The 15419-nt window shown below is 74.1% G+C and carries 15 protein-coding genes and 1 pseudogene; 7 read left to right on the top strand and 9 right to left on the bottom strand.

From position 1 onward, the window contains the following. Positions 1-257: 257 nt before the first annotated feature. The gene (locus AB0C76_RS03595; protein WP_359959061.1) at positions 258-1070 is read right to left on the bottom strand and encodes an IclR family transcriptional regulator; all 813 of its coding nucleotides are present in this window, start codon (positions 1068-1070) and stop codon (positions 258-260) included. 273 nt (positions 1071-1343) lie between these two features. Between AB0C76_RS03595 and AB0C76_RS03600 the strand changes: the two genes are divergently transcribed. Genes AB0C76_RS03600 through AB0C76_RS03610 form a run of 3 tightly spaced genes read left to right on the top strand, consistent with a single transcriptional unit; the run spans position 1344 to position 4525 of the window. Continuing rightward, positions 1344-2651, top strand: coding sequence for an extracellular solute-binding protein (locus AB0C76_RS03600; protein WP_359959064.1), 1308 nt, complete (start codon positions 1344-1346; stop codon positions 2649-2651). A gap of 39 nt (positions 2652-2690) precedes the next feature. Continuing rightward, positions 2691-3671 (top strand): sugar ABC transporter permease, encoded by a 981-nt coding sequence (locus AB0C76_RS03605; RefSeq protein WP_359959067.1) that lies wholly within the window; start codon positions 2691-2693, stop codon positions 3669-3671. Next, positions 3668-4525 carry a carbohydrate ABC transporter permease gene (locus AB0C76_RS03610; RefSeq protein ID WP_359959070.1) on the top strand — a complete coding sequence of 286 codons (858 nt, stop codon included), beginning with the start codon at positions 3668-3670 and terminating at the stop codon, positions 4523-4525. Before AB0C76_RS03605 ends, AB0C76_RS03610 begins: the two co-directional genes overlap by 4 nt. A gap of 46 nt (positions 4526-4571) precedes the next feature. On the opposite strand, the gene AB0C76_RS03615 is transcribed toward AB0C76_RS03610, so the two are convergent. From AB0C76_RS03615 to AB0C76_RS03635, 5 genes are all read right to left on the bottom strand, one after another. Continuing rightward, positions 4572-5318, bottom strand: coding sequence for a VOC family protein (locus AB0C76_RS03615; RefSeq protein ID WP_359959073.1), 747 nt, complete (start codon positions 5316-5318; stop codon positions 4572-4574). Positions 5319-5400: 82 nt separating this feature from the next. Then, the gene (locus AB0C76_RS03620; RefSeq protein ID WP_359959076.1) at positions 5401-6039 is read right to left on the bottom strand and encodes an alpha-ketoglutarate-dependent dioxygenase AlkB; all 639 of its coding nucleotides are present in this window, start codon (positions 6037-6039) and stop codon (positions 5401-5403) included. A gap of 55 nt (positions 6040-6094) precedes the next feature. Next, positions 6095-6604 carry a hypothetical protein gene (locus AB0C76_RS03625; RefSeq protein ID WP_359959079.1) on the bottom strand — a complete coding sequence of 170 codons (510 nt, stop codon included), beginning with the start codon at positions 6602-6604 and terminating at the stop codon, positions 6095-6097. Continuing rightward, a complete protein-coding gene (locus tag AB0C76_RS03630) occupies positions 6601-8172 on the bottom strand; it encodes a HAMP domain-containing sensor histidine kinase (RefSeq protein ID WP_359959082.1) in 1572 nt (523 codons plus the stop codon). The genes AB0C76_RS03625 and AB0C76_RS03630 overlap by 4 nt, the downstream gene beginning before the upstream one ends. Further along, a complete protein-coding gene (locus AB0C76_RS03635) occupies positions 8169-8849 on the bottom strand; it encodes a response regulator transcription factor (protein WP_359959085.1) in 681 nt (226 codons plus the stop codon). The genes AB0C76_RS03630 and AB0C76_RS03635 overlap by 4 nt, the downstream gene beginning before the upstream one ends. Positions 8850-9058: 209 nt before the next feature. Between AB0C76_RS03635 and AB0C76_RS03640 the strand changes: the two are divergent. Further along, positions 9059-9723 (top strand): annotated as a pseudogene (locus tag AB0C76_RS03640) (polysaccharide deacetylase family protein). Between the two features lie 23 nt (positions 9724-9746). Here AB0C76_RS03640 and AB0C76_RS03645 read toward each other — a convergent pair. Then, on the bottom strand, positions 9747-10769 hold the full coding sequence (locus AB0C76_RS03645) for a hypothetical protein (protein WP_359959088.1): 1023 nt from the start codon (positions 10767-10769) through the stop codon (positions 9747-9749). 249 nt (positions 10770-11018) lie between these two features. Between AB0C76_RS03645 and AB0C76_RS03650 the strand changes: the two genes are divergently transcribed. Next, a complete protein-coding gene (locus tag AB0C76_RS03650) occupies positions 11019-11429 on the top strand; it encodes a VOC family protein (protein ID WP_359959091.1) in 411 nt (136 codons plus the stop codon). A gap of 82 nt (positions 11430-11511) precedes the next feature. Continuing rightward, positions 11512-11904 (top strand): AraC family transcriptional regulator, encoded by a 393-nt coding sequence (locus AB0C76_RS03655; RefSeq protein WP_359959094.1) that lies wholly within the window; start codon positions 11512-11514, stop codon positions 11902-11904. A gap of 16 nt (positions 11905-11920) precedes the next feature. On the opposite strand, the gene AB0C76_RS03660 is transcribed toward AB0C76_RS03655, so the two are convergent. Continuing rightward, the gene (locus tag AB0C76_RS03660; RefSeq protein ID WP_359959097.1) at positions 11921-12421 is read right to left on the bottom strand and encodes a GNAT family N-acetyltransferase; all 501 of its coding nucleotides are present in this window, start codon (positions 12419-12421) and stop codon (positions 11921-11923) included. Continuing rightward, positions 12418-13809 carry a DUF6271 family protein gene (locus AB0C76_RS03665; RefSeq protein ID WP_359959100.1) on the bottom strand — a complete coding sequence of 464 codons (1392 nt, stop codon included), beginning with the start codon at positions 13807-13809 and terminating at the stop codon, positions 12418-12420. Before AB0C76_RS03665 ends, AB0C76_RS03660 begins: the two co-directional genes overlap by 4 nt. A 344-nt stretch (positions 13810-14153) precedes the next feature. Between AB0C76_RS03665 and AB0C76_RS03670 the strand changes: the two genes are divergently transcribed. After that, entirely contained in the window at positions 14154-15347 is a 1194-nt protein-coding gene (locus AB0C76_RS03670) for a peptidoglycan-binding protein (protein ID WP_359959103.1), read from the top strand. The last annotated feature ends 72 nt before the right edge of the window (positions 15348-15419 follow it).

Genomic DNA, 15419 nt, shown 5'->3' on the forward strand with positions numbered 1-15419 from the left:
GGTGCCGGGCCTCGTTCGCTTTTCCGGGGTTTTCCGGTGGTGCGGGGCGGTTTCGTGGTGGGGGTTCCGGGCTGCTAGTGTTCTTCTCGTCGCGAGGGGGATGATTCCTCGTCAGGCGTCAGTGGTGCTACCAGAGCACGTCCTACTTTCAGTAGGGAGAGTCCGTGCGACCCGGGCCTGGCGCTCTATTGTCGGGCGAGGTCCGGTACCTATTCGGGTGCCGGGCCTCGTTCGCTTTTCCGGCGCATTCGCCCCGGTCACGCCGGCTGGCGGTCGGAGCCCAGTTCGCGGGAGATCCGCAGGCCGGTCTGGGCGACGACCGGGCCGAGGGCGCGGACGCGGGCGGCGGTCATCCGGGACGTCAGGCCGGAGACGGACAGGGCGGCGGTGACCTCGCCGGTGTGGTCGAAGATGGGCGCGGCGACGCAGCGGACCTCGGGTTCGTTCTCGCGGTCGTCGATGGAGTAGCCGCGGGCCCGGACCCGGGCGAGGTCGGCGCGCAGCCGGGTCTCGTCGGAGATGGTCCAGGCGGTGACCGGGCGCAGGCCGGCGGCGACGACCTCGGTGACGGCCTCGTCGGGCAGCCAGGCGAGGATCGCCTTTCCGGTGGCGGTGCAGTAGGCGGGGGCACGGCTGCCGACACGGGAGGCCATCCGCACGTTGGTCTCGTCCTCGACCTTGTCGAGGTAGACGATGCCCGGCGCCTGCCAGACGGTCAGGTGGACGGTCTCGCCGGCCTCGCGCTGGAGGCGGCGCAGGTGTTCGGCGGCGACGCTGCGCAGGTCGAGGGTGGAGAGGTAGGCCTGGCCGAGCCGCAGTGAGCCGTGGCCGAGGCGGAACCAGCCGGTCTCGCGGTCGCGTTCCAGCAGGTGCTCGTCGAGCAGCGGGCCGGCCAGGCGCAGCACGGTGCTCTTGTTGAGGTCGAGCGCCTCGGCGAGCTGGGCGAGCGGGACGCCGCGCCCGTCGCCGTGGTCGCGGACGTGGCCGAGGACGGCGAGGGCGCGGCGCAGCGACGAGGACTGGTTGCGTTCGGGCGCGGGCTTCCTGGGCCCTGCTCCTGGGTCCGTCATGGCTCAGAACGTACCCGTTCGCGCGCGGATCGCCGCGTTCTCGACACAACGTTGTGCAGTGCAAAACTTCGTGAACCGCCTCTTGTTGGCCGCGAGCGCCCGCGCCTAACGTCCCTGCCATCGAGCAGGCGACGGCATCCCCCGCCCGTCGGAACCCGCCCTGCCGTACCCCGCAACCCACCCACCACCGGCCCCGGTCAGGGCCTGCTTCGACGTGCCCGTCCCCAGCGGCGCACGTCCCGGCGGCAGCTGTCGGGAGGGGAGGTCTCCACCATGCGACTCATCGGACGGACGGCCGCGGCGGCCGTGCTCACGGCCGGATGCCTGGCCGCGGCGGCCTGCGCGCCGGGCACCTCGGCGCCGGCCGGTGCCGGGGCCGACGACCGGACGGGCGCCTTGCAGGTCTGGTTGTTCAACGAGGCCGGCAACGCCGCGAAGGAGGCCGTGGTCGGCAAGGCCGTGGCCGAGTTCCAGGCCTCCCACCAGGGCGTCACCGTCAACGTCAGCTACATCGACACCGACGCCTCGGCCCGCGCCGCGAAGATGAAGGGCGCCTTCAACGACCCCCAAAGCGCCCCCGACCTGGTCGAGTTCGGCAACACCGACCTGCCGGGCTACGTCGCCGCGGGCGGTCTCGCCGACATCGGCGCCGACCTGGACAGGTGGCAGAGCAAGGGCGACCTCGACCCGGTGATCGCGAAGACGGCCGTCGTGGACGGGAGGACGTACGGCGTCCCGTGGTGGGTCGCGGTGCGCTCGCTGTACTACCGCACCGACCTGTTCACCGAGGCCGGGCTCGCCCCGCCGACGTCGTACGCCGAACTCGTCGCCGCCACGCGGAAGATCCACGCCGCGCACCCGGACACCTACGGCATCGCGGTCGGCGGCAAGTACACGTACGCCGTGCTGCCGTTCGTCTGGGACGCGGGCGGCGACATCGCCGCCAAGGACGGTGCGCGCTTCAGGGGGGCGATCGACTCGCCCGCCGCGCAGGCCGGGATCAGGCGCTACACCGACCTGTTCGGCGCCGACGGCTGCCCGGCCCAGCAGTGCGCGGACCTCACCGGCGGCAGGACCGTCGACCTGTTCGCGGCGGGCAAGGCGGCGATGGCGATCCTGCCCAACTCCAGTCGCAGCAAGGTGGATGCGGGCGCGGTGCGGGGCAGGTACGGCGTCGTGCCGTTGCCGGGCGAGAAGCCGGGGTCGATCGCGCCGGCGTTCGCGGGCGGCAACAACTTCGGCGTCATGAAGGCTGCCAGACACCGCTCGCTCGCGGTCGAGTTCGCGCAGCTGCTGGCCGGACCGGCCTACCAGGAGCAGATGTACGACGCGATGGGGAACCTGCCGACGCTCACGCCGGTCAGCGCCAAGGTCGCGGCGAAGGACCCCTTCCTGAAGCCGTTCACCGACACCATCGCGGCCGGGACCCGGTTCGTCCCGCTCGACCGGGCCTGGACGCAGATCGACGCCCAGGCGGTGATCCCGACGATGGTCCAGCAGGTCGTCACCGGCAAGGCGGACGTGGCGAAGGCCTCCGGCGACGCCGCCACCCAGATCACCTCGGCCTTCGCGGCGCACTGACGCCGGTCCGCAGCCCCTTCAGGCCAGAGAGCAGGTCACGTGTCCGCATCCACCACGACCGCCCCGGCGCCGCCGTCCTCCGCGCGAGGCCGCCGCCGGGGCCCGGCGCCGGCCGTGTCCCCGGGCGGCCGGCGGCGCCGACCCCCACTGCTGCTGCTCCTGCCGGCGGCGGTCGTCATGATCCCGCTGGTCGCCTACCCGATCTACCAGCTGGGCCTGCTGTCCGTGCTGGACTTCGGGCAGGCGCAGGCCTCCGGCGGGGCGCCGACCTCCTTCGTGGGGCTCGGCAACTACGAGAAGGTCCTCGGCGACGGCCGGTTCTGGACGGTGCTGCTGCAGACGGTCGGCTTCGCCACGTTCTGCGTGGCCGCCACGATCGCCGTCGGCGCCACGTTCGCCGTTCTGCTCACCCGGGTCGGCCGGTGGCCGCGGCTGGTGCTGACCACCGCCGCGACGGCGGCCTGGGCGGCGCCCGCGATGACCGGTTCGACGGTGTGGAGCTTCCTGTTCGACACCAACCTCGGCCTGGTCAACCACACCCTGGTGCGGCTGGGGCTCACCGGCTTCCACGAGTACAACTGGTTCTACGACAGGTGGTCGGCGTTCCTGATCGTCGGCGCGGTCGTGGTCTGGCACTCCTACCCGTTCGTCATGGTCACCCTCTACGCGGGCATCCGGGCGATCCCGGCGGAGGTGCTCGAGGCCGCCGCCCTGGACGGCGCCACCACCTGGACCACGTTCCGCCGGATCACCGCCCCGATGCTGCGGCCGATCCTGACGATCGTGGTGATCCAGTCGGTGATCTGGGACTTCAAGTGCTTCACGCAGATCTACGTGATGACCGAGGGCGGCGGCATCGCCGGCCAGAACCTCGTGCTCAACGTCTACGCCTACCAGAAGGCCTTCGCCTCCTCCCAGTACGGGCTGGGCGCGGCCATCGGCGTGATCATGCTGCTGGTCCTGGTGGTTCCGACGGCCTTCTACATCCGCACCCTGCGACGGACGGGGAACGAACTGTGAACTGCCTCGCAGACAGGCGTGGTTGGCGGCTGCTCGCGAACGGGGGCGCGATCGCGGCGGCCGTCGTCACGGCGTTCCCGATCTTCTGGATGGTGCTCTCGGCGGTCAAGCCGAAGGGCGAGGTGCAGTCGCTGGACCCGAGGCCGTGGACGGCGCACCCGACTCTGGACGGCTTCCGGAGGGTGCTGGGCGTGGACGGGTTCGGGCGGTACTTCGCCAACAGCGCGGTCGTCGCGCTGTCGGTGGTGGTGCTGTCGGCGGTGGTCGTCTTCCTGGCGGCGGTCGCGGTGACGAGGTTCCGCTTCCGGTTCCGCACGACGGTCATGGTGATGTTCCTGATCGCGCAGATGATCCCGGTCGAGGCGCTGACCATCCCGCTGTTCTTCATGTTCCGCGACGCCGGCCGCCACGTCCCGGGGCTCGGGCTGAACACCCTGGTGTCGCTGGTGCTGGTGCAGCTGGCGTTCTCGCTGCCGTTCGGGATCTGGATGATGCGCGGCTTCGTCGCCGCCGTGCCGGAGTCCATCGAGGAAGCCGCGCAGATCGACGGCGCGAGCCGGGCCCGCATCCTGTGGCGGATCCTGCTGCCGCTGGTGTCGCCGGGCCTCGCGGCGACGAGCGTGTTCTCGTTCATCGCGGCCTGGAACGACTTCGTGTTCGCGAAGACGTTCATCATCAGCGCCACGCGGAACCAGACCCTGCCGTCCGCCCTGCTGGTCTTCTTCAAGCCGGACGAGAACGACTGGGGCGGCATCATGGCGGCGTCGACGCTGATGACCGTGCCGGTGCTGGTCTTCTTCATCGCGGTGCAGCGCAAACTGGTGTCCGGCCTCGCGGGTGCGGTCAAGGACTGAGCGGACCAAGAGGGAGGACCGAGGGGACCGACGGGCGCCGAAGGCCTCAGGCCGCCTCCGCGGACTCGTCGGGTGGGACGGCGACCAGGGTGAACACCGCGCCGCCGTCGTCCCGCACCAGCACCGAGCGGCCGAAGGGCGTCGGCTCCGGGCCGGTGAGGACGGTCCCGCCGAGGGCGCGCACCCGGGCGGCGGCGCGGTCCGCGTCGTCGGTGGCGAACGAGGTCAGCCACGCGGCGCGGGCGTCGCCCGAGGGCCCGATCCCGCCGGCCGGGAGGCCCTGGGCGCGGAACACGGTGTAGCCGTCCCGCGGGTGGTCGTGGGTGAGGCCGAACACCTGCCGGTAGAAGGCGCGGGCGGCGTCCGGGTCGGGGGACAGGTGCTCGTTCCAGGTGAACGTGCCCGGCTCGTTGACCAGCCCTGCGCCCGGGACCGGCCCGCCCTGCCAGAGCCCGAAGCGCGCGCCCTGCGGATCGGCGGCGAGCGCCGCCCGGCCCTGGTCGGGCACGTCGTACGGCTCGCGCAGGAGCCGCCCGCCCGCCGCGCGGACGGCGGCGGCGCTGCGGCGGACGTCGGGGGTGGCGAGGCAGGTGAGCCAGGCGGGCGGTTCGGACGGCGGCCCGAGGGCCGCGACCTGGGCGCCGTGCAGCGTGGCGACGGCCTCGGCCGGGCCGGTCGGGACGAAGTCCCAGCCGAACAGCCCGCGGTAGAAGCGCCGCGCCCGCTCGACGTCCGGCACCGCGAGCGCCACCCAGCAGGGGACGCCCTCGCGGTACCTGCCCGCCTTCGGCATGCCGCCTCCTGCGCTCGGCCCGCGTCGGGGACCGTCCCCTCCGGCCAGCCTCCACGCCCGGTCCGCCGACGGCAACCGGGGTTCAGGCCACGCCGCGCGGCCGGAACTGGACGCTGATCCGCGGGCCCACCGGCCGTGCCGTCTTCGGGATCGCGTGCTCCCAGGTCCGCTGGCACGAGCCGCCCATCACGACGAGGTCCCCGTGCCCGACCAGGTGCCGCACCACGGCGCCCCCGCCGTACCGGGGCCGCAGGAGGAGGGCGCGCGGCTCGCCGACGGAAAGGATCGCGACCATGGTGTCCTCGCGGTTCCCGCGCCCGATCCGGTCGCCGTGCCAGGCGACGCTGTCCCGCCCGTCGCGGTAGTAGCACAGGCCCAGCGTGCGGAACGGCTCGCCGAGCTCCTCGGCGTAGTGCGCGCTCAGCCTCTCGCGCGCCTCGGCCAGCACCGGGTGCGGGGCCTCGGCGCCCTCGGGGTAGGACGCGAGAAGTCGCGGGACGTCCACCATGCGCTCGTACATCTCGCGGCGCTCCGCCCGCCAGGGCACCTCCGCCGCCAGCTGTTCGAACACCCGGTCGGCCCCGCGCAGCCACCCCGGCAGCACGTCGAGCCACGCCCCGTCCCCGAGCACCACCCGCCGCACTCCCCGCAGCGGCCCGAGGCGGACGTCGTCGCCGGGGTCGTCGAACAGCGAGGGCTGGAGGTGAACGGTGCCGGGCATGGCACCAGCGTACGCTCCTATTCGAACGCTTGCCCGAATATGGGGGTCGGTGGGGTCAGCCGTTGCGGTGGAGGTCGCACTGCTGCTGGATCGCGCTGGGGGCGTCGCTGCTCACGATGGAGACGTGGGGCGTCGGGCCGGCGGCGGGGGCGTCCTCGGTGGTGCAGACGAGCTGCTGGATGGCGGTGGTGCTGAGCGAGGTGGTCGGCCAGGACAGGCGCAGCGTGACGGCGCCGGGGGTGGCGGTGGCCTGGACCTTGCCGGTGGCGGGCAGGTCGCTGTAGAGGCCGGTGCGCCGTTCGGCCTGGTCGGGGCCGGTGAGCAGGCTGTCGAGGGTCTGCTGGAGGTCCTCGCGCCGGCCGCCGGGGCGGATGGCGAGCCGGATGCCCTGCGGACCGGGGAAGTAGAGCCGGGTGCCCGGTTCGATGCCGGTGGCGGGCAGGCCGCTGCGGACCGGACCGGTGCTCGGGATCGAGCAGCCGCACGTGAGCAGGAGCAGCGCGGTGGCGGCGGCGAGGCGGCGGGGGGCCTGGTGGCGGGGGGCCTGGCGGCGGGGGGTCGTCACTGGTCCTCCGAAGGGGTGCCGAGGGGCAGGACGAGGGTGAACACCGCTCCGCCCGCCGGGGAGTTGGCGGCCTCGATGATGCCGCCGTGCAGGCGCGCGTTCTCCTGGGCGATGGCGAGGCCGAGCCCGCTGCCCTCGGAGCGGGCGCGGGACTTGTCGGCCTTGTAGAACCGGTCGAACAGGTGCGGGAGTTCGGCGGGCGGGATGCCCGGGCCGCGGTCGGTGACGGTGAGCACGAGCACGCCGTCGGCCTCCCGCAGGCCGAGGCGCACCGGTGGGCGGCCGTGGCGCAGCGCGTTGCCGGCGAGGTTGGCGACGATGACGTCGAAGCGGCGCGGGTCGAGCCGCACCGGCAGGGCGGCGGGCAGGTCGGTCTCGATCCGCTCGGACCAGCCGCGCAGGTCGAGGGTCTCGCGCACCGCCGAGGCCGCGTCGACGTCCTCGGCGCGCAGCGGGGCGGCGCCGGCGTCGAGGCGGGAGATCTCGATGAGGTCGTTGACGAGGCGGGTGAGCCGCTGGGTCTCGTTGCTGATCATGCGCAGTGCGGTGCCGGTGTCGGGCGGGAGCTGTTCGGCGTCCTCGTCGAGGATGTCGGTGACGGCGAGCATGGCCGCGAGCGGGGTGCGCAGTTCGTGGGAGACGTCGGCGGCGAACCGGCGGCCCTGGCTCTCGACGGCGCGCAGTTCCTCGATGGTGCCCTGGAGGGTGCGGGCGGTGTGGTTGAACGTCTTGGAGAGCTGGGCGAGTTCGTCGTGGCCGGTGACGGTGAGCCGGGTGTCGAGCCGGCCCTGGGCGAGGGCGCGGGCGGCGTCGCCGAGGGCCCGGACCGGTCGCAGGACCTGCCGGGCGGCCAACAGGGCGAGTCCGGCGGCGAGGACGGCGGCGAACACGCCGGCGCCGGCGGCACCGGCGAGGACCTCGTTGGCGGTGGCCTGTTCGCGGTCGAGGGGGAGGACCGCGTAGACGGTGAGGCCGGAGGGGGTGCCGGAGCCGGGCGGCGTCCTGGCGGGGACGCCGGTGGTCACGCCGGACGGGGCGTAGGTGACGGGCACCCCGGCCGCGAGCCACGGGTGGCCGTCGGCGGCGAAGCGCTGGAACGCGGCGCGGCCGGAGCCGACGGTGGCCTGCAGGCTGGGCGGGACGGCGACGGGCTGGGTCCACTCGGAGTGGATCGTCCCGTAGGAGGCCAGGATGCGCCAGTCGCGGAAGCCGTTGGTGCCGGACAACTGCCCTGCGAGGCGGTCGAGTTCGGCCTGGGTCGGCGGGAACGGCAGGGCGGGGGAGAGGACGTCGATGCGTCGGCGCAACTCGTCGAGGGTGGTGTCCTGGGTGAGGTCGAGGGTGGAGTTGGTCGCGGCCCGGTAGGTGAGGGCGGCGGTGGCGAGCGCGCTGATGGCGGCGACGGCCAGGAACGCGGCGAGCATGCGCGGGCGCAGCCCGGCGACGGCGCGGCGCAGGCGCAGCAGCCGGTGCCGGCCGGGCCGGGACGGCCGTCCGGTGGCGGGGTGCCCGGCGGCGGCTCTGCCGGAGGGGTCGTCGGCCGGGGGGTTCCGGCGGGCGCGGTTCACAGCGGTCCGAAGCGGTAGCCGAAACCGCGGACAGTCCGGACGTAGCGGGGCGCGGCCGGGCTGTCCTCGATCTTGGCGCGCAGCCGGTTCACCCCGGCGTCGACGAGCCGGATGTCGTCCTGGCGGCCGAGGCCCCACACCGACTCCAGGAGCTGCTCGCGGCTGAACACGCGGCCGGGCGCGGCGGCGAGCTCCAGCAGCAGGCGCAGATCGCCCGGGGCGAGGACCAGCGGGACGCCGTGCTTGGTGACGGTGAGCGCGGCGCGGTCCAGGACGAGGTCGCCGAGCGCCTCGCGGACGGGCTCGGGACCGGGGCCGCCGGTGCGGCGCAGCACGGCGCGGATCCGGGCGTCCAGGACGCGGGACTGCGCGGGCTTGACCACGTAGTCGTCGGCGCCGGCCTCCAGGCCGAGGACGGTGTCGACGTCGTCCCCGAGGGCGGTCAGCATGATCACCGGGGTGGGGCCGTCGGCGCGCAGACGGCGGCACACCTCCAGGCCGTCGATGCCCGGCAGCATCAGGTCGAGCACCACGATCTCGGGCGGCTCCCGGTGGGCCTCGGCAAGCCCCTCCTCGCCGGACGCGGCGGTGCGCACGGCGTGGCCCTGGCGGCGCAGGCCCAGCGCGAGCGCGTCGCGCACCGACGGGTCGTCCTCGATCAGTAGTACTCGTGGCATGTCTGCCAGTATCGGCGCTGGTCAGGCGTGCTCCGGACCATGGCGCCGGGCGGGCGGCCAGTTGTTGCGAAACCTGTCGCACGTTGTTGCGAAACGGTCATACGCGGCTCACCGGGCCCGCACGTGCGCGGCCGAGGGTGGTGGTCGTCCACCCCCTGACGAGGAGCAGCACCGTGCGCCACCACGACGAACCACGGACCCCCGAGACCATCCGAGCAGCTGGTACCCGCGCCCTCCGCCACCGCGCCGGACGCCTCCCGCCCGCCCCGACGGTGGACATGAGCATCACGCGCAAGTCCGAGGACGAGGGGACGACCGTCCACCTCACCGTCGACGACGGGCCCGACCCGCAGTGGACCCCGCGCGTCCTCGACGTCCTCGCCCGCAACGGCGCCAAGGCCGTGTTCTGCATGCTCGGCCCGAGCGCCACCGCTCACCCGGATCTCGCCCGGCAGGTCGTCGCGGCCGGCCACCGCCTCTGCGACCACAGCGTGAGCCACGACACCGCGATGGACGGCAAGGAGGTCGCCTACCAGGAGAAGGAGATCGTGGACGGCCTGCGCATGATCCAGGACGCCACCGGCGGCGCCCCGTCCCCTCCTACCGGGCGCCCGGCGGCGCGTTCACGCCCGAGAGCCGCCAGATCGCCGCCGCCCACGGTATGCGGCCGCTCGGCTGGAACGTCGACACCCGGGACTTCGAACGCCCCGGGGTCGAGCGGATCGTCGAGACCGCGAAGGAGCAGCTGCGGCGCGGCCCGACCGTCCTCCTGCACGACGGCGGGGGGAACCGGGCGCAGACGGTGGAGGCGCTGGAGCGGTTCCTGCCGTGGCTGCGGGCCAACGGGTACGCCTTCAGCTTCCCCGGGCGGTGAGCGGGAGGGGAGCCGAACGGGGGTCAGGCCTTGGAGCCGGGCGCGGCGGCGTCGGGCGTCCGGCCGTCCTGCGCCTGCTGGGCGCGGGTGGCGAGGAGCCGGGCGAAGGCGGTGAGGGCGGGCGTGTCGGCCGTGGTCGCGTCGGCGCCGGAGTCGCCGACGTACAGGAGCGTCGTGCCGACCCGGACCAGGGCCTCCATGCCGTCCGAGCCGTGTGACCTGGCGGCGCTCTGGTCGCCGATCGACGGGAGCGGCACGGCCGCGGCGGCACCGGCGCCGCCCACCCGCTCCAGCATCGCGTCGAAGGCCCGGCCGGCCGTCGCGGCGGTCGCGAACGTGACCACGACGAACTTCGCGCTGTGCCGCTCGCCGGCGCGGAACGTCACGGTGGCGTAGGCGAGTTGCTGGTCGCAGGCGTCCTGGACGAAGCACGGGACGCCGTCGCCCGCGCTCGTCCCGGACTGCGGGGCGGTCTCGATCCGCCAGCCGCTCGGCATCGCCGCGGGGCCGGGCAGGACGCCCTGCGCCTGGACGGGGTCTCGCAGCGCCGTCGCGGCGTGGTCGAAGCCGTGGACACCGGGCTGGAGGAGCGGCCGGTTGCCGAGGTCGATCCCGAGGGCGACCAGGGACGCGACCACCACGAGGGCGAGCGTCACCAGGATCCCGCCGGTGGCCCGTCGGCCGGACGTGGGCTTCAGCCGGAGCTGGACCGTCCCGGCGTCGCCCGGTCCGGCCTGGAGGTGGACGGTCGGCGGGTCCGCCGGTCTCGTCCGGAGCTGGACCGTCGCGGGGTTCGCGGGCGGGCCCAGCTCCGTCGAGAGCAGGTAGCGGGCGAACGCCGGGTCCTCGGCGAGCAGCCGGCCGACGGCGAAGGTGAGCGCGGCCCGCGCCCGCGGGTCCGCCGGATCCGCCCCGGCCGAGGCCGCCGCCTCCTCGCCGCCCGGCACCGCCCGCAGCCGCGTGCGCACGAGCTCCGCCACCGCCGAGCCGGGCGCGCGGACCAGCGCGTCGACGGTCGCGGTCACCAGTTCCTGGCCGTTCCCCATGACAACTCCCCCAGCGCACGAGTCGTTGACACCACCATCCCGGAATCCGGGCGATTGCGGACCCCGGTCGACGAGAACCGGGACGGAACCGCGACGGGTTTCGGACGTGCCCGCGACGTGCCAGGGACCCGCCCGGGACGTGCGCGCTACGTGCTCCGGCGGCCGAGGCCGGGAAGCGGGCGGGAACCGGTCAGGAATCAGTCAGGAATCGAGAAGCGCGGTCCACCGGCCGCCCCTAGCATCGTCGGCATGGACCTCACCATTCACACCACCGTCCTCCCGCACGTCGACCCGGACGCGTCCGTGGCCTTCTACCGCGACGTCCTCGGCTTCGAGGTCCGCAGCGACGTCGGCCAGGGCACGATGCGCTGGATCACCGTGGGACCGGCCGGCGGGTCCGGCACCTCCATCCTGCTCGCGCCCCCGGCCGCCGACCCCAACGTCACCGAGGACGAGCGCCGCACCATCAACGAGATGATGGCCAAGGGCACGTACGGCTGGATCCTGCTGGCCACCCGCGACCTCGACGCCACCTTCGAGAAGGTGCAGGCCGGCGACGCCGAGGTCGTGCAGGAGCCGACCCGGCAGCCGTACGGCGTCCGCGACTGCGCGTTCCGCGACCCGGCGGGCAACCTCGTCCGCATCCAGGAACTCCGCTGAGCCGTCCGCCCGGACGGCTCGTTCGCGGCCACTGACGAGAGTCGACGGACGCACGGACGCCGTCGGCGAAGGGGGTTCTTCCATGTGCCATCCCGGATGGGCGCGCGCCCGCATCGCGGCACAGCGCCTGAGCGACTTCGCGCGACTGCGCCGCGTTCGCGACCGGATCGACCGGGAGTACGCGCGCCCGTTGGACGTCGAGGCGCTCGCCCGCGCCGCCCGGATGCCCGCCGGGCAGCTCAGCCGCGAGTTCGAGCTCGCGTACGGGGCCTCGCCGTACGGGTACCTGACGGCCCGCCGCGTCGAGCGCGCGGCCGCGCTCCTACTGGGCGGCGGCGACCCGGCCGGGGTGTGGTCCGCGGTCGGCTGCGCCACGCCGGGGGTCCTCCGCGACCGCTTCACCGGGCCCGTCGGTGCGGCGCCCGCGGAGTTCGCCGCCGGCCGGGCCCGCGCCGGCGGTCCCGTGGCCGGGTGACCGGCCGCGCGGGCCGCTACCCCACGGGCATCGACATGTAGACGGCCCGCCTGCCGTACGAGGCCGGGACGACGACCTCGCGGTGGGCGCGGTAGCCGAGCAGCCGCAGGATGATGTCGGTGCCGCGCACCGCGACCATGGAGATCTGCTCGAATCCCTGTTCCCGCGCGCGGTCCTGGAAGTGGCGCATGAAGCGCAGCGCGACGTCCCGTCCGCGCAGGTCCTCGGCGATGACGAGGTCGTGCACGTGCAGGTTGCGGGACCGGTGGGCGGTGCCCTCCGGCCGGGCGAGGTCCGGACAGCGCAGCGGCGGGTAGGGCAGGCTCAGCAGGTAGCCGCGGACCTTCCCGCCGCTCTCCAGGACGAGGCAGGTGCCGGGCGAGCTGCGGCCCCGGGACTCCAGGGCCTCCCGGCCCTCGGAGAGGCCGTCGGCCGCGTAGGCGTCGTGCTCCAGGGCGACGACGGTGTCCCAGTCGTCCTCGGCGAGCGGGCGGATGAGCAGGTCGTCGTCGCTCATCCGGCCGCCCCGGTTTCCCCGGTCGCCGCGGCCCGTTCGGCGTGTGCCGCGGCGACCAGCGCGCCCCACGCGTCGATGAGCAGCGCGAAGCGTTCGGCGTCGGCCCGCGCCTCGGCGAGGAGCCGCTCGCGCAGTGGCGCCAGGTGGTCGGCGAAGTCCGCGTACTTGCCGCCGAGCCGGCGGTAGGAGCGGTCGAGGACGTCCAGCCGGCGGACGTTCTCCGCGGGGTCCCAGTCGGCGCTGCGGCGGACGGAGTCGAGGATCGGCGCGGTGCGGACCTCGTGCCGCTCGTCGAGCAGGTCCTCGCCGAGCGCCGTCATCTCGCCGTAGACCGGGTGCAGGTACAGCATCGAGAGCAGGAACTTGGCGAACCGCACCTGGTAGGCGGTGAATCCGGGCCCGGTGCGGCGCTCGGGCGTGTAGTAGTTGACGATGTGCCGGTTGTGGACGACGCCCGGCAGGCCCGTGTCGAGGACCACGTGCAGGAGGAAGTAGTCGCTGCCGATGGTGTCGGTCGCGGGCGGCAGCGGCAGCCGCTCGTAGACGCGGTGGTCCAGGCCGAGGTTGCACATGTCGACCCGCCAGATGTCGGGCGGCCCGAGGACCGTCTCGTCCGCGCGGAACGGCTCGGTGCCGCCGCCGGTGAACGACGCCTCGACCAGCTCGCGCTTCTCCTCCTCGGACCAGACCGGCGGTGCCCAGAGGCCGACCACGTCGTGGTAGACGGCGGGGTCGAGTTCCCGGATCTCGCCGACGTCGACGGACAGTTCGCCGATGAACGAGCCGCCGACCAGGACCACGGGACGGTCGCCGTGGGCAGGGTCCAGCTCGTTCCTGGTGACGGCGGTGGCGTCCGCCGCGACGTCGCCCGCCCGCCGCCCGAGCGCGCGCAGCTCGTGGTCGATCGGGAACACCTTGCGCCCGTCCAGGAGCTGGTAGTCGCCGTCGGAGTCCCGGCGGTGGACGGACGTGCACCCGAGCGCGGCGGCGACGAGGAAGATCCGGTTGGTGCAGGCGCCGTAGGAGACGGCGTCGGGGAGCATCAGGTCGAGCAGCAGCCCGGGGCCGGGGACGCCGGAACGCCGGATCACCCGCTCCAGGAAGGCGCGCTGCCACGCCTCGTCGAGGTGGTGCACGACCACGCGCGGGGCGGGGGCCAGGGCGGCGACGGCCGCCGCGTTCCGCGCGAACGGAGTGGCCCCGGTGTCCTCGGCGGCCTCCGGCGCCCCCGCGGCGTCGGAGGTGCCGGAGCTGTCGGAGGTGTCGAGGATCAGCAGGTGCACCTCGACGTCGAAGTGCGCGGCGGCGTGGGCGGCCTCCTCGGCGAGCGCGGTGATGGTGCCGGCGCAGGCCCGGTTGGTGGGCAGGGCGAGGCAGACTCGTCTCATACAGGTTCTCCGTCGGTCGAACTCGACTGTTTTCGCGGCCAGTTGACCTCTTCCTCCGGTCGGTCCGGCCTCGCGAACACCGTGGACTAGACCAATGTCGAAGTCAACGATTGACAGGACGGGCCGTGAGGAGGTGGGATTCGCCGCGCACGTCACAGGGGGCGTGCAATCCGCACGGACCTGCGATTGCTCATCGGATATCCGAATGGGCGAGCGGCCCCCGGGGGTTCAGCGGACCTCCGTCCCGTGCCGGAGTCATTCGGAGGCATGGACCTGCCGATAACGGCAACGATGTCCGTGCCCCGTCACTCCGTACTCCCCCCACTCCGTCCGGAGGACACGCCATGCCCGAGCTGTGGCTGCCCGGTGCCGAGGTCCACGACCTCGGCGATCACGCCCCCACCGACCAGCAGTACCCGCCGAAGGCCATCGCGCACATCACCTGGGACCGCGACGCCAGCGCCGCCGCCCCGCAGGACTGGTGCACGTTCGACGACCTGGTCACCTACTTCACCACCAGCGGCGCCGGTGACGCCCCGCACCTCGTCTGGGACCCGTTCAGCGGCCGGACGGCCCAGCTGTTCCCCGCCGACTCCCGCTCCAGGAGCCTGCTCAGCCCACCCGGGATCCCGACCCGCACCAACCGCGCGGGACGGGTCGTCATCCAGATCGAGGCGGTCTTCTTCCCCTACTGCCGCCACCAGGGCACGGTCTACCCGCGCCTCGTCGACACCCCGTGCGCCGGCTGGGGCCCCCTGCACGCCTGGATCGCCTCGTGGGGCGTGCCCGACGTCTGGCCGATGGGCCGGCCCACCGACTTCGGCAGCCGGCGCGACGAGCGGGTGTGGGAGACCCGCGGCGGCTGGTACGCCCATGCCCACGTCCCCGACAACGACCACACCGACCCGGGCTCCTGGCCGGACTTCACCGGCGGCCCGTCCCTCCCGCCCCCGCCGCCGGACGGCCCCACCCCGCCCGCCGAACCCGTCCCGGCCCGCTACCAGGCCACCGTCAACGGCCTCCGGTACGGCTACGGCGCCCACGGCTACCAGGTCACCGCCGTCGGCCGGGCGCTCGTGGCCCAGGGCTTCGGCGGCCACTACCGGTCCGGCCCCGGCCCGGACTGGACGGACGCCGACACCCTCAACTACGCCGACTACCAGCGGAGCCTGGGCTACTCGGGCCCGGCGGCTGACGGTGTCCCCGGCCCGACCTCGCTGCTGCGCCTGCTCGGCTACCTGCCCGGCCCGCGCACCGTCTCGCTCGCCCACGTCGTCGCGGCGGCCGGCACCGACCCGGGCGCCGAGCAGGGCCACCGGACGTACGGCGCCGAGGTCGCGATCGTCGAACAGGCGCTGGCGGACGAGGGGCTGCTCGAACAGCGCTGGGTCGACGGTTCGTTCGGCAGCCTGACGGTCACCGCCTACGCCGGCTGGCAGCGCCGCTGCGGCTACTCCGACGCCGACGCGGACGGTGTCCCCGGGCGCGGCTCGCTCCAACGGCTCGGCGCGGCGCACGACTTCACCGTGACGGGGTGAGGCGGGCGGGCGTCCTCGTGCCGTCCGCCGTACTCGGCGGGGAGTAGTCGGAGTTACTCCCACCGGCAGATG

It is taken from the genome of Kitasatospora sp. NPDC048722 (assembly GCF_040650235.1).
Classification (GTDB): domain Bacteria; phylum Actinomycetota; class Actinomycetes; order Streptomycetales; family Streptomycetaceae; genus Kitasatospora.

Excerpts from the sequence above, each read along its gene's own strand:
- AB0C76_RS03665 (WP_359959100.1), bottom strand. The coding sequence starts at position 13,809 with ATGAGACGAGTCTGCCTCGCCCTGCCCACCAACCGGGCCTGCGCCGGC.
- AB0C76_RS03620 (WP_359959076.1), bottom strand. The coding sequence starts at position 6,039 with ATGCCCGGCACCGTTCACCTCCAGCCCTCGCTGTTCGACGACCCCGGC.
- AB0C76_RS03615 (WP_359959073.1), bottom strand. The coding sequence starts at position 5,318 with ATGCCGAAGGCGGGCAGGTACCGCGAGGGCGTCCCCTGCTGGGTGGCG.
- AB0C76_RS03635 (WP_359959085.1), bottom strand. The coding sequence starts at position 8,849 with ATGCCACGAGTACTACTGATCGAGGACGACCCGTCGGTGCGCGACGCG.
- AB0C76_RS03645 (WP_359959088.1), bottom strand. The coding sequence starts at position 10,769 with ATGGGGAACGGCCAGGAACTGGTGACCGCGACCGTCGACGCGCTGGTC.
- AB0C76_RS03655 (WP_359959094.1), top strand. The coding sequence starts at position 11,512 with ATGTGCCATCCCGGATGGGCGCGCGCCCGCATCGCGGCACAGCGCCTG.
- AB0C76_RS03600 (WP_359959064.1), top strand. The coding sequence starts at position 1,344 with ATGCGACTCATCGGACGGACGGCCGCGGCGGCCGTGCTCACGGCCGGA.
- AB0C76_RS03660 (WP_359959097.1), bottom strand. The coding sequence starts at position 12,421 with ATGAGCGACGACGACCTGCTCATCCGCCCGCTCGCCGAGGACGACTGG.
- AB0C76_RS03670 (WP_359959103.1), top strand. The coding sequence starts at position 14,154 with ATGCCCGAGCTGTGGCTGCCCGGTGCCGAGGTCCACGACCTCGGCGAT.
- AB0C76_RS03650 (WP_359959091.1), top strand. The coding sequence starts at position 11,019 with ATGGACCTCACCATTCACACCACCGTCCTCCCGCACGTCGACCCGGAC.
- AB0C76_RS03595 (WP_359959061.1), bottom strand. The coding sequence starts at position 1,070 with ATGACGGACCCAGGAGCAGGGCCCAGGAAGCCCGCGCCCGAACGCAAC.